The organism is Oceanirhabdus sp. W0125-5, from assembly GCF_027938815.1.
Taxonomy (GTDB): Bacteria; Bacillota; Clostridia; order Clostridiales; family Clostridiaceae; genus Oceanirhabdus.
Genome location: NZ_CP115913.1, coordinates 5,230,703 through 5,243,723, shown reverse-complemented (window position 1 = coordinate 5,243,723; position 13,021 = coordinate 5,230,703). Strand labels below are relative to the sequence as shown.

Annotated in this window: 13 protein-coding genes and 1 riboswitch; of the genes, 11 read left to right on the top strand and 2 right to left on the bottom strand. The window is 30.0% G+C overall.

The window, feature by feature from the left end:
* The first annotated feature begins 6 nt into the window (after positions 1-6).
* The 10 genes from OW730_RS26970 to OW730_RS24255 all read left to right on the top strand — a co-directional run bounded on the left by OW730_RS26970 (position 7) and on the right by OW730_RS24255 (position 9,984).
* Positions 7-171, top strand: a complete 165-nt coding sequence (locus tag OW730_RS26970; RefSeq protein WP_442945388.1) for a YvrJ family protein — start codon at positions 7-9, stop codon at positions 169-171.
* Between the two features lie 141 nt (positions 172-312).
* Positions 313-412: riboswitch (purine riboswitch) on the top strand.
* Between the two features lie 192 nt (positions 413-604).
* On the top strand, positions 605-2,020 hold the full coding sequence (locus OW730_RS24295) for an NCS2 family permease (RefSeq protein WP_271226638.1): 1,416 nt from the start codon (positions 605-607) through the stop codon (positions 2,018-2,020).
* A 454-nt stretch (positions 2,021-2,474) separates the two neighbouring features.
* Entirely contained in the window at positions 2,475-3,035 is a 561-nt protein-coding gene (locus tag OW730_RS24290; RefSeq protein ID WP_271226637.1) for a sigma-70 family RNA polymerase sigma factor, read from the top strand.
* A gap of 96 nt (positions 3,036-3,131) precedes the next feature.
* Positions 3,132-3,383 carry a hypothetical protein gene (locus OW730_RS24285; protein ID WP_271226636.1) on the top strand — a complete coding sequence of 84 codons (252 nt, stop codon included), beginning with the start codon at positions 3,132-3,134 and terminating at the stop codon, positions 3,381-3,383.
* 129 nt (positions 3,384-3,512) lie between these two features.
* Positions 3,513-3,842, top strand: coding sequence for an MGMT family protein (locus OW730_RS24280; RefSeq protein ID WP_271226635.1), 330 nt, complete (start codon positions 3,513-3,515; stop codon positions 3,840-3,842).
* A gap of 140 nt (positions 3,843-3,982) precedes the next feature.
* A complete protein-coding gene (locus OW730_RS24275; RefSeq protein WP_271226634.1) occupies positions 3,983-5,437 on the top strand; it encodes an LCP family protein in 1,455 nt (484 codons plus the stop codon).
* 57 nt (positions 5,438-5,494) lie between these two features.
* The gene (locus tag OW730_RS24270) at positions 5,495-6,001 is read left to right on the top strand and encodes a GNAT family N-acetyltransferase (protein WP_271226633.1); all 507 of its coding nucleotides are present in this window, start codon (positions 5,495-5,497) and stop codon (positions 5,999-6,001) included.
* Between the two features lie 358 nt (positions 6,002-6,359).
* A complete protein-coding gene (locus OW730_RS24265) occupies positions 6,360-7,709 on the top strand; it encodes an MATE family efflux transporter (RefSeq protein WP_271226632.1) in 1,350 nt (449 codons plus the stop codon).
* 153 nt (positions 7,710-7,862) lie between these two features.
* Positions 7,863-8,954 (top strand): ABC transporter ATP-binding protein, encoded by a 1,092-nt coding sequence (locus OW730_RS24260; protein WP_271226631.1) that lies wholly within the window; start codon positions 7,863-7,865, stop codon positions 8,952-8,954.
* Between the two features lie 19 nt (positions 8,955-8,973).
* A complete protein-coding gene (locus OW730_RS24255) occupies positions 8,974-9,984 on the top strand; it encodes a PucR family transcriptional regulator (RefSeq protein WP_271226630.1) in 1,011 nt (336 codons plus the stop codon).
* A 185-nt stretch (positions 9,985-10,169) separates the two neighbouring features.
* On the opposite strand, the gene OW730_RS24250 is transcribed toward OW730_RS24255, so the two are convergent.
* Entirely contained in the window at positions 10,170-11,483 is a 1,314-nt protein-coding gene (locus OW730_RS24250) for a helix-turn-helix domain-containing protein (RefSeq protein WP_271226629.1), read from the bottom strand.
* A 116-nt stretch (positions 11,484-11,599) separates the two neighbouring features.
* Here OW730_RS24250 and OW730_RS24245 point away from each other — a divergent pair, with 116 nt between their 5' ends.
* Positions 11,600-11,764 carry a hypothetical protein gene (locus OW730_RS24245; RefSeq protein WP_271226628.1) on the top strand — a complete coding sequence of 55 codons (165 nt, stop codon included), beginning with the start codon at positions 11,600-11,602 and terminating at the stop codon, positions 11,762-11,764.
* A gap of 206 nt (positions 11,765-11,970) precedes the next feature.
* Here the strand turns inward: OW730_RS24245 and OW730_RS24240 are convergent, their stop codons facing one another.
* The gene (locus tag OW730_RS24240; RefSeq protein ID WP_271226627.1) at positions 11,971-12,981 is read right to left on the bottom strand and encodes an SPL family radical SAM protein; all 1,011 of its coding nucleotides are present in this window, start codon (positions 12,979-12,981) and stop codon (positions 11,971-11,973) included.
* Between the last annotated feature and the right edge of the window lie 40 nt (positions 12,982-13,021).

The following is a 13,021-nucleotide window of genomic DNA, read 5'->3' as shown; positions in this document are numbered from 1 at the left end:
TGCAGTATGTATGAGGAGTTATCCAAAATTATAGGCACTCTCGGGTTCCCCATAGCTATGTGTATATATCTCTTAGTTAGATTTGATAGAAAGATTGAAGTTCTTAATCAATCCATATTGAATCTAACAAGGGTGATTACAAGCGTTATAGGTACCAGAGAAAAAAGGTAGCCAAATGGCTGCCTTTTTTCAGTAGTCTGAAATTCTAAAGTTTGGCAAGGTAGAGTTATAACGTTTTAAAAAAGTCTAAATAATATGAATATTTTAAAGTGTATTGACGATGAAAACAGGGGGTGTTATTATTTAAAGAAATTAAAAACTTATACCAAAACTCATATATTTTTGATAATATGGATCAAAAGTTTCTACGAGATACCGTAAACATCTCACTATGGGTAATCCAACTTTAATAATTTTGTTAAAATTTCTATCATTAGGATTACTTATATCTTGAGGATGGGAATTTTTTTAATTTATTGAGATTTAATTACGAGAATTTTTTTAGACTTGTTCCAAAATCTCGGTGGTTCAATGACTTATGGACAGGCATAAAGAAATATTTGAGTTCAAATCTCAAACAAAATTATTTTTGAGGGAGAATAGTATGAAAACTAAAGAAAAACAAAAAGGAAATTTTTTAGAATCATATTTTCAGTTAAAAGAACATAATACCAATATTAGAACAGAGATATTAGCTGGGTTTACAACATTTATAACAATGGCTTATGCTTTACTTGTAATTCCCAATATATTAAAGGCGTCTGGAATGAATAGTCTTGGACTAATGGGAGATGCAGCAAATTCATTAAATACTATGAATGATCCTGTAGTTGGATCGGCTTTCGTTGCAATGTGTTTAGTGTCGGCAATTGGAACATTGATAATGTCATTATATGGTAACTTGCCATTTGCAGTCGCACCAGGTATTGGACTTACAGCATTCTTTACATATAGCGTGTGCTTAACATTAGGGTACACTTGGCAACAAGGACTTGCAGCTGTAACTATATCAGGATTACTATTTGTTGCTATTACAGTAACTTCATTAAGAGAAAAAATCGTTGAATGTCTTCCAAAGAATATAAAAGTAGCAATGACTGCTGGAATTGGTCTTTTTGTAGCTCTTATAGGGCTTAAAAGTGGAGGAATAGTAATAGCTGATCCAGGGACTCTTGTTAGGTTTGGAGATTTTACTGATAAAAATGTATTGCTTACAATAATTGGACTAGCTATCATGTGTGTATTGATGGTTAGGAAGGTTAAAGGAGCAATGTTAATTTCTATATTGTTAACTACAGTAATAGGTATTCCTATGGGGATTACACAAGTTGCTGGATTAAAGATTTTCAGTGCACCACCATCAATAATGCCTACATTTATGAAAATGGATTTCCAAGGGTTATTTGCTCATGGTGGAAATGGGGTATTAGGAGCAATAACTAGTATAATAATGGTTGTATTTACATTCAGTTTAGTTGATTTATTTGATACATTAGGAACATTGGTTGGAACAGCTCAGAGAGCGGAGATGATTCAACCAGATGGGTCTATAAGAAACATGAGAAAAGCATTACTTACAGATTCAATATCAACAACATTTGGTTCATTATTTGGAATGACAACAACTTCAACGTATATTGAATCAGCAGCAGGAATAGCTGAAGGCGGAAGAACTGGTTTAACAACTTTAGTAGTTGGTATATTATTTGGCTCAGCAGTATTCCTAGGAGGAATTGTTGGAATTGTACCAGCACAGGCTACGGCACCGGCACTTATCGTGGTTGGGGTTCTTATGATGGAATCAATTAAAGATGTTGATTTCACAGACTTAAGTGAAGCTGTACCAGCATTCTTAACAGTAGCACTTATGCCATTTACTTATAGCATAGCTAATGGTATTGCTGCAGGGATTATATTTTATCCAATTATGAAAATAGCTGTAGGAAAGCATAAAGATGTACATCCAATAACATATATACTTGCTGTACTTTTCATATTAAGGTTTATGATGATACAGTAAAAACAAAAAAACTAGCTGAAATTCAGCTAGTTTTTTTTATATAGTGAAGACCACTAGGAGGCAACCCATAATCTTCCCTTAGCGTTATAAGCTATTATTATAGATTTATTATACAATATATTAGATTAAAAGTCAAAATTTGCTGAATATTTCGAAGAGGAGTTATAAGGTTAATTAGTTGAATTTAATAAAAAATAAGAAAATAAAAAAACGCGATTTATTACATAAAAATAGATAGAAATAAGAATTAATACAGTTTATGACATAAATTAAGAGGAGATATTTTAACAAAGACTGACTGGAAATTTAGTTTTGTGAAAGTCTTTTTTCATATGTATAAAGTCTTTCATAAAAAGTGAAAAAACATATTCTTGTTCAGTGTAATTTGAAATTATAAAATATATCTAAGAGATATTCCGGAATGTCCCAAAATAATCAAAGGGGACGATATAATATGAAAATAAAAAATGTAGAGTTAAGAGTTTTTTTAGAAAGAGCTAAAAATGGGGAAGAAGAAGCTTTAGGAGAAATAATTGAATTATTCAAAGGGTATATAATCAAGGAAGCATTGAGATATAAAATACCTTCAATGGAATTTGATGATATCGTACAATATGGGTACCTGACAGTATTGAAGTGCATAAAGAGTTATAAGCTAGAATCAAACTCTTTTTATGGGTATGTTATTAGGGGAATAAAGAATAATTTTAACTATATGGTTAGAAAACATAAGACAAATAGAGTTGTATATTATGATAATGAGATTGTAGATATAATGGGAGTAGATGAGTTTTCAATTGAGGAGCATATTATGATTTATGAAGATGTGAAGTGGTTAAGGGAGATCATAGATACCTTAAGTGAGGAGGAACAGGAACTTATAAAATGTTATTTCTTAGAGGGAATGAAACTTGTAAATTATGCTAAAGTCAAGGGGATACCATACTCTACTATGATATATAAGAAGAAGGAGTTATTGAAGAAATTGCAAGGATTTTACTGTAATAATAAATGATATAGTAAATATTTAACTATCCAATATGTGGTAAAATATATTTGAATGGGGAAGTAGCTTTTCAATAATTTATCTTTAAATAAAGGGGGAGTCAGTGTGTTAGCGTTTTTAATTATATTTTTTATAATTATTTCACCAATGATTTTTAGGAAACAAGCTGCTTTTATTACTATTCAGGTAATAATCGGGTTTGTTATATTATTCTTCTCAAGTAAGTTCGAGGATTCTTTTTTAATAAAGGTGGGATTATTATGGGTGATAAGTTCGCTAATAAGTATTAGGAAAACAATTGGAGATGAAAGTGTAGGCAAAAAAGCTGAAGGATATTATTATGATGATGATGAATAAAATATTATTTAAAACTCTTTGACTAATTATTGGTCAAAGAGTTTTTATGTAGAAAAATAGTAGGGTTTGTGCTATATATAGGATATGTAAGTAATATTAAGAAGGAATTAGAAGAAAGGAGTATTACATATGACTGAGTTTACTAAAAACGTAATAGATATAATTAAGGGAATACCAGTTGGAAAAGTCATGACATATGGTGGAATTGCAAAATCAGCAGGTAATCCAAGAGGTGCAAGACAAGTTTCAAGAATACTCCATTCAATGAGTAAGACTCATGATCTTCCATGGCATAGGATTATTAATTCAAAGGGAGAAATCTCCCTAACAGGAGAAGGATTAGAGTTACAGAAAAAGCTCTTAGAAGAGGAAGGGGTCGAGATTCATCAAAATAATAAGGTGAATCTTAAGAAATATGATTATGAAGTTATAATATGTGATGATCTAGATTGGATATAATTTATTTCAGTAATGAAAACACACGTTTTTACTCGAATTTTAACCGAATTTTAACTTTTAAAAGTATAATTCGTCATATAATTATAGTAGTGAAAATAATGGTAGCAAATGAGAAAAGATAATGATAGAAGGGGAGAAACATGAGTAGAGTTAGAAAAAGAAAATCTTCTTCCACATCTTCAAGAGGTGGAAGAAGTACTGCTAAAGAAAGTAGAGGAAATATTCAAAGAAGTTCTCAAAAGAGTAAATCTACGTCAACTCAAGGGCGTAGAGGAAAAAGAAAAGCTAAAAAGAAAAAGCGAGTTTTAAGAAATATAAGTATAATACTTTTTATAGGACTAATATTTACTGCCTCAGGATTGTTATTCATAACCAGCAAGGCAAATAAAATATTTGTGCCTAAACCAACTAATCCAACAGTAGGTGATAAGGAACCAGAAGGTAGTGAAAAGGAATACTCATTTAAAGAATCAGAACTATACACTTATGATAGAAAGAAAGATGAGGAGAGATATCTAAATATTCTCGTGATGGGAATCGATGGTGAGAATAGAAATCAGAGAATAGACAGTTGGACAAGAACAGATGCCATGATGCTTGTTAGTTTGGATAAAGAAACAAATAAGACTAATATTATATCAATACCTAGAGATATATATAGTGATAAAATTAATTCAACCACACAGAAAATTAATTCAGCTCATGCTGTGGGTGGACCATATAAGGCAATTGAGGTTGTAGAAGACATTTTTGATACTAAGGTTGACAATTATATAAAGATAAACTATCAAGGCTTCAGAGATTTTATTGATGCCATTGGTGGAGTATACGTTGAAATAGATCGAGATATGATATATGATGACGAAGGACAAGATTTAAAAATTAGATTCAATAAAGGCGATAAATTAACATTAAAGGGAAAGAAAGCAGAAGAATATATAAGGTGGAGAAAAAATAATGAAGATGCTCCACCAGCAGTTGGTGGAGGTTCGGATTTTGCCAGAATAGAGAAGATGCAGTACTTTATTGGGCAAGTAATAAAAGAATTGGCTTCGGTATCAACTGTATTTGAAATCAATGATATTCTTGATTCTATAGCTAATAATGTTGAAACAGATATGGAACCTGGAACTATAGTTGATTTAGCATTAAAGATTAACAAAATAAAATCTGGAGTAGAAATGCACACACCTGAAGTTTTTGAAGGAAATCAATTTGCTCCTAACTTGGGAAAAATACAATCATACTATTTCATTGACGATAAAAACATTATAAATACTTTGAAATTATTCCATGGTGATGGATATATAAATAAAAGATATTTAAGAATAAAAATTGAAAATTGTACATCTAAATCAGGATTAGCTGCAGATTTTGGCAAATTCTTAAGAGGAAAGCGATATGGAAATCTGGAATTGACTGATGGGATCAAGCGAGAAGAAAGCGTTGTTATAATAAACAATAGATTAGATGAATACACAAGGAAGGTATTTGAGGATGAGGTGAATATGGATAATATTCAGTATACCAACGACTCTAGTGAGTACTTTGATGTTATAATCAAACTTGGGAAAGATCACGATTATATAAGATAAAAAATAACAAGTATTAAGACTTGTTATTTTTAATATACCTAAGGGAGGCAAAAATTAATGGGTGAGAATATTAAAATCAGGTTTGCAGAAATGGATGATTTAAAGGAGATTGTGAGAATTTACAATCAAGCTATTGAAACTAAGAGGGCAACTGCAGATCTTGAGAAGATAACAATTGATGATAGAAAGCAGTGGATGATTGATCATAAAAAAGATACTTATCCAGTATACATAGCAGAAATAGATGGAGAGGTTGCTGGATGGTGTTCAATAAGTCCATATAGAGCAGGTAGAAGAGCACTTGCAAGAACAGCAGAGATAAGCTACTATATTGATTTTAACCACCATAGAAAAGGAATAGCTTCAAAGCTTGTTGAACATGCATTAAGTGATTGTGAGAGATTAAATATAAAGAATTTATTTGCATTTATATTAAGTGTTAATGAGAAAAGCATTAACCTTTTAAAGAAATATGGATTTGAACAATGGGGGTATATGCCAGAAGCAGCCGATTTAGATGGAACAATCTGTGGGCACTGTTTGATTGGTAAACAACTTAAATAAAACCGTAATGGATAATGGAAAATGTAAAATGTATAATGAACGACATTTCTCTTCGAGAAATTTTAATCTTATTGTTTATTGAAAAATAAAAGGTTTACTCGTTTTATCTAAATAAAACCTTGTAGCTTAAATACAATATTTTATCCAAGATAAAATGAGTAAACTTTTCTTAACTTAAGAATAATAAGATGTAGTTTCTGCGTAAGCAGAAACATCCATCATTCTACATTATCAATTATACATTATACATTTCTTTCAAAGCATGGGTAACCATGCTTTTTTTTATTGAAAATAATCCCAAGCTATGATATTATCTTTATATCCCCTATAGGGGGTTATTGATAATATTGGAGGGATTATGAAATTTCTAAGAGAAAATAAGATTTTGATGAAGAGTATAATTGTATTAGCTATCCCAGCTATAATCGAGAATATACTTCAATTTTTTATTGGGGTTGTTGATATGTATTATGTAGGCGGTTTAGGAAAGGAAGCTGTCTCTGGGGTGGGGATAAGTAATTTGATAATGAATATATACTTATCTTTCTTTATAGCCATAGGGGTTGGAACTACTGCTATAGTATCAAGATATATAGGTGAGGGGGATAGGGATTCGGCGAAGAAGTCTATCGTTCAAAGTTTAATTACTACATCTATAATTGGTATTATATTTGGTGTGATTAGCTTTATATTTGCATACCCTATACTTGGTATAACAGGTGCAGAAGAAAGTGTTCTAATTCTTGGAAAAAAATATTTCAGTATTGTTGCAGGACCCGTTATATTTCTAAGTTTAATAATGGTTGCATCAGCTGCTTTAAGGGCAACAGGAGATACTTTGACACCTATGATTGCAGTTATAATATCTAATATTATTAATGCAGTGTTGGATAGAATTTTGGTGTTAGGAGTAGGTAATTTTAAGGGAATGGGTATTGCAGGGGCAGCACTAGCTACTTCAATTTCAAGATTTTTAGCAGCCGCAATTATATTGGTTGTACTATGTAGAAAATTTGAAATTCATAAAAAGTTTAAAGTAACTATAGACAAGGGAGTTCAGAAATCCTTATTAAAGATTGGATGGCCAGCGGCAACAGAAAAGTTGGTAATGAGGGTTGGACAGATTGTTTATGGGGCATTAATAATAGAAATTGGAACAACTTCTTATGCGGCACATAACATAGGGGGAACTATTGAGAATCTCACCTATCTTCCATGTTTAGGGTTTGGTATAGCAGCAGCTACATTAGTTGGACAAAAGTTAGGTGCTAATAAACCTGATGAGGCAGTTAAGGTAGGTATATTAAGTTTTATAATGGCCACAGCTTTGATGTGGAGTATCGCACTAGTATTTTTAATATTTCCAGAGAAATTGGCTGGGATATTTTCATCAGATATTGAGGTTATTAAAACTACCGCAGATGTTCTTAAAATAATAGCAATATTCCAACCAGCTTTAAGCTGTTCAGTTGTAATAACTTCTGCACTACAAGGAGCTGGAGATACTAAATATCCAATGTTAGCTACACTTATAGGTATATGGGGAGTAAGAGTAACAGGAGCTGCAATATTTGGGGTATGGCTTGGAATGGGACTTGTTGGAGTATGGCTGTCATATGCTCTGGATATATCATTGAGAAGTGTAATACTTATGAGGAGATATATAAAAAAGAAGTGGTTAAATATAGAAGTTAATATAAAGGCATAAAATAAGTGTATAGCTGGAGATTTGTTAAACTTTAACAAATCTCTAGCTGTTTTTTTGGTTAAAGCATCAATATACAGAATATTCTTGATATAGTAATATTTATATATAGATTTATTTATGGGGAAATATATCTAAAAATTTAGGAGGGGAATTATGGCTGGATTAAAATTAGAGGGAATTAATAAAATATATCCTAATGGTTATCATGCTGTTAAGGATGCAAATTTTGAAATTGAGGACAAGGAGTTTATTGTTCTTGTTGGACCATCAGGGTGTGGAAAATCAACTACACTGAGAATGATAGCTGGTCTAGAAGAAATTAGTGATGGGGAATTATATATTGGGGATAAGGTAGTGAATGATGTTCATCCAAAGGATAGGGATATAGCGATGGTTTTCCAAAACTATGCATTATATCCACATATGTCTGTATATGATAATATGGCATTTGGGTTAAAATTAAGAAAATACTCAAAACAGGATATAGATGAGAGAGTTAATAATGCAGCAAGAATACTTGGAATAGAGGATTTATTACCAAGAAAGCCTAAACAATTATCTGGAGGACAGAGACAGAGGGTTGCTTTAGGGAGAGCTATTGTAAGAGAACCAAAGGTTTTTTTAATGGATGAACCATTATCAAATCTGGATGCGAAATTAAGAGTTCAGATGAGAGCAGAACTATCTAAGCTTCACAAAGAACTTAAAACAACATTTGTATATGTAACACATGATCAGACAGAGGCTATGACAATGGGATCAAGAATTGTAGTTATGAAAGATGGGGTTGTACAACAGATAGATGATCCTCAGACAATATATGAGCATCCTGCAAATAGATTTATTGCATCATTTATAGGGTCGCCTCAGATGAATTTCTTGGATTGTAAAATTTCTAAGAATAGTGATAAAATATATGTAGACTTCTTTGATAATAAGATTAATATTCCAGAGGAAAAAATAAAGCTTATCAAAGAAAGTAATTATGTAGGAAAAGAAATCCTTCTTGGAATCAGACCGGAATCTGTTCTTATAGATGAGAGTAATGAAGGGATTGTTGCTAAAGTTGAAGTTACTGAAATGCTTGGTTCAGAAACATATTTATATCTTAATGCAAATGGATATAATGTAATCGCAAGGGTAGACCCAAGTGTAAAAGCTTCAGTAGGAGATAATGTAAGAATCAAGTTTATTACTGATAAAATCCATATATTTGATAGAGAAAGTGAGAAGGCAATTTTCTAATCTATTAGGAGGAGAGCTTTTGAGTAAAATTTTGAAAAAACAAGTTATAGATAAGCTTAAGAATATTATCCAAGGTGATCTAATTATGCTTGATGGTGAGTTTAATACTATTTGGAGCAATAATGAAGAAATTATTGGAGAATATGATTATAAAAGATACAAGAACATAATATATAGAGGAACTAATTTTATAGATAATAGAATAATATATATGCATATGGATGAAGAACTGGTAATTGTAATAGAAGAGGATAATGAGTTCAATAGAGATGTCATTGAGATGGTGGCTTTGTTTGTTGAAGAAGAAAAAGAATATGAAAGTAAAGAAGATGTTATAAAAGGCTTATTAAATGGAGAAATAGATAAAAAGTATGCACAAGAACTTTTTAAAAAATTTGATTTCAAGCTTAAAAAGAAGATGAAAGTGTATATTGTTGAGTGTCGAAAAAATATTGATGAAATTTTCAATTTGTTGAAGGAATTTTTTGATAATTCTATAATACTAATAAATGAGAAGAAAATAGTAGTTATTGACACATCACTAGAAGATAATCTTGAAGAAGGTATACAAGATGTTATACTTTCAGAGACAATGATAAAAGTAAAAATATCAGTAGGAACTATTGTAAATGATATTTTCGATATTAAAAATAGCTATGATAGAGCTATGAAAGCAATGGTGCTTGGTAAGAGACTAATAAAGGGCAAAGGCATTTTCTACTATGATCAGATGGTACTACCTATCATAATAAATGGAGTTAAGAGTAAAAAGCTTACTAAGCTGAATGATGAACTGTTCCAAGGTATGGAGAAGATATTTGAGGACAGGGAACTTATGCAAACGGCAACAAGTTTTTTGGAAAACAACTTAAATATAAGTGAAACATCCAAAAAGCTTTTTATACACAGAAATACTCTGACGTATAGGTTAAACAAAATTAAAAAGCTAAGTAGATATGACCTAAGAAGTTTCGAAGATGCTGTGAATTTTAAAATTGCCCTCTACATTCACAGCTATAACAAAAATTAGTTTATTTTTTACACCCCGGATTTTCTGGGGTGTTTTTTTGAACTATAATATACTTATAATAAGGTTATTAAAATATAATAGATAATTTAAAGGAAATTGGACTGGCAACCAGATTGTCTAAGGGAGAAGTTTTGGGGGGAAACTTCTCCTTGTTTAATATTTAAAACTTAACTCTATAAAATCATTTAAGATACTTTTTCTTTACAAAAATTTATTATACTAAGAGCTTTATTATCAAATTTATTTTTTATATAGAATTCAATAAGTAATAAAATGATTTTTGAATTAGGAAGTAGATATCCAGATGATAAAAGTTCTAATATTTCATTTTTAATGCTGTCTACTTCAGTAATAGAATTATTCTTAATTGATTCATTCAGAATAATATTACATGCAAACTCAATTACTTCTTGATGTTTATGTTTTTTAGCTAATCTAAGAGATTTATAAATGTATTCTCTCGATAATTTTTTTGAAGACTGAGTATTAAGTTTATTAAAAGCTAATGAAACAAATTTGCATATTTCAGCAGAGGTATAATTATTTTCAAAGTCTGAGGAGTGAGATATGATATTTACAAGAGAGTCAAGGTAATTATCATATGTGTCTTCTAAAATCATAGTTGTCTCAATTATATTCTCCAGCACAAGTATTAAATATATTTCATCAATATCTTTTTTCTTTAAAATTTTATTGTATATTTTCCTATGTAATTTTAAAGAATCATTATAAAGTCCTTTTTCTCTCAAACAATTACCTTTTAATAGTTCACTTTTAATATTTAAAAAATTATAATCTAAATTGTTATGAAATTTTTCGCATAAAAAATCTAGAGTCTCTATAGCTTCAGTATATTCTTTTGATGCTTTATAAAGAACAGCTTTATTATACAGTATATTAGCATATAAATTAGTTGGAATATCTTCAGGTAAATTATTTGCTATTAATATACCTTCATTGTATAGTTTTAGCCTATTACAACAGTGAAGTAAGTTTTTTATGATTCCACCATATATTTCACCATGATGATTAGACATAAGAGCAAATTCTTTAGATAAGTTAAAATACTTAAATGCTTTTTCATATAATTTCTCATTTCTAAACACTATGCCTAAATTATAATATATAAATATCTTTTCAGTAGTTAAGTTATGTTTATTCAATAAAGATAACATTTTATGGAACGATTTTTCAGATTCTATACCTATGTTTTTTATGTATTCAATGTAATTAGCAGATATACTCTTAGCTTGATCTTCTTCTGTTATTTTTAAATCTTCAATATCTTTTTCTGTAAGCGTATGATTTCTTGATAGGTTTTTTCTAAGATTATCAATAATTATTGTTAGTGTTTTTTGTGTTAAAGTTGCTTTATCTGATTCAATCATACTTATAAGATTTCTACTTATATTTTTACCACTTAAATCATCTTGTTTTAACCCTAATTGCTTACGGAGTGACTTTAATTTTTGAGCTTGGGTTACAATAGTAAAATCCATATTATCCCTCCTAGATTTTATGCAGTATTTCGATTTGGTTATGTAATAATAGATATTTACTTTTATAATAGCATATGTTATCATAAAAGTAAATAATTACTATTAGGAGGGGTAGTATGTTCAAAAAAATATCAGTAGTATTAACTGCAATAATGTTAGTTGTTAGTACTGTTTTAAATCCAATTCATGTGGATTCTCGAGGCGAAAATAAAGTAAAATGTAAAACTATAAAATCTATGAATTTAGTAGTTGTAGATCCAGATACGGATCCTCATGATTAAATAGAATCAAGTTATTATATACAGTAAGTATGATATTAAATAGATTTAGAAAAATGAGTATTAACCAATTCTTTGACAATAAGCAACACTTCCATAATAGGAGGTGTTTTTATTGTGAATTTATTTTACACATAGAGGAGAGTTTTGTCATTGTCGTTGTCCACTGTCAACTGTCCATTTGTTTAAAAAAGCACAAGTGTGCTTTTTTAAACTACGTAGCTGATTTCAGCATCAGGAAAATAATTCTTAACAAGTTTTCTTAAAAAAGCTTCTGCTTCATTTCTGATTTCAGGTTTATACTGCATTTTTCCACGACCTTTGGGCTGCATCAAATCTTTATTGAAGAAAGAATAGCTATTTGGAAAAGCTTCTTTGTTTATACTGATATTTGCATAACCATAAGTCATGAAAATGATTTCAATGAAAAGATTTTTCTGTAAATCTTTATTTAATTTTATATGGAGCAATTTAAATAGCTCGATATAATGTTGTTTCCAATTTTCAATAAGAATAATAGGGGCAATATTTAGTCCAATTCTATATCCGGCGTTAAACATTTTGTTTGCGGCTTCAATTCTTGAAATAAGATCAGATGTGCCTAGTTCGATTCTTTTTATAATTATTTCAGGGTTTACACTTATTCTCATCTGTGTATGACCATTATGTTTGCAGTCTAGCAAATCATCAACCATATGAAACTTTGTAGCAAAGGTTGCGGTGGCATTTTGAATGTGAGCAAACTTTTCAATTGCCCATTTAAGATTGCCAGTTAAGGAGTTCTCTAAAACCATATCACTATTACAGCCTAGTTCATAAACAGCATGTTTTCCTAATTTAAAAGTTTGCTTTATTACAGCATTAATCATATCTTCTCTATTGACAAAAATTCTTAAATATGAACAATTAAAAAAATTGCATACTAAATAACAATATAAACACATTGCTGAGCATCCACTAGATGTAAAAGGAACAATATAATCTGCTGAAAGGTTGTTAGGGGTTAATTTTATGGTTTTTCTTGTGCCTAGTATTAAATAGCTTTTCATTTTTCCGAATTTACTGTAAGGTTGTTCTCTTAGCATAGGAATATTATGATGTCCTTCAATCTCAATCATTTCGCATCCTAGCTTACTATATTTTTCGAATAATCTATTTCCAAAAGAATAATCAAAAATTGCTTTTTCATAAAAAACTTTTGATGGTACGAATTCTCTCATATTAATTTCTCCTTTATTCTCTATTCTTTATTCTTTGCAT

Bases quoted from the DNA above. Each gene is read 5' to 3' on its own strand.
- OW730_RS26970 (WP_442945388.1), top strand. From the start codon at position 7: ATGTATGAGGAGTTATCCAAAATTATAGGCACTCTCGGGTTCCCCATA.
- OW730_RS24295 (WP_271226638.1), top strand. From the start codon at position 605: ATGAAAACTAAAGAAAAACAAAAAGGAAATTTTTTAGAATCATATTTT.
- OW730_RS24290 (WP_271226637.1), top strand. From the start codon at position 2,475: ATGAAAATAAAAAATGTAGAGTTAAGAGTTTTTTTAGAAAGAGCTAAA.
- OW730_RS24280 (WP_271226635.1), top strand. From the start codon at position 3,513: ATGACTGAGTTTACTAAAAACGTAATAGATATAATTAAGGGAATACCA.
- OW730_RS24275 (WP_271226634.1), top strand. From the start codon at position 3,983: ATGAGTAGAGTTAGAAAAAGAAAATCTTCTTCCACATCTTCAAGAGGT.
- OW730_RS24270 (WP_271226633.1), top strand. From the start codon at position 5,495: ATGGGTGAGAATATTAAAATCAGGTTTGCAGAAATGGATGATTTAAAG.
- OW730_RS24265 (WP_271226632.1), top strand. From the start codon at position 6,360: ATGAAATTTCTAAGAGAAAATAAGATTTTGATGAAGAGTATAATTGTA.
- OW730_RS24260 (WP_271226631.1), top strand. From the start codon at position 7,863: ATGGCTGGATTAAAATTAGAGGGAATTAATAAAATATATCCTAATGGT.
- OW730_RS24250 (WP_271226629.1), bottom strand. From the start codon at position 11,483: ATGGATTTTACTATTGTAACCCAAGCTCAAAAATTAAAGTCACTCCGT.
- OW730_RS24245 (WP_271226628.1), top strand. From the start codon at position 11,600: ATGTTCAAAAAAATATCAGTAGTATTAACTGCAATAATGTTAGTTGTT.
- OW730_RS24240 (WP_271226627.1), bottom strand. From the start codon at position 12,981: ATGAGAGAATTCGTACCATCAAAAGTTTTTTATGAAAAAGCAATTTTT.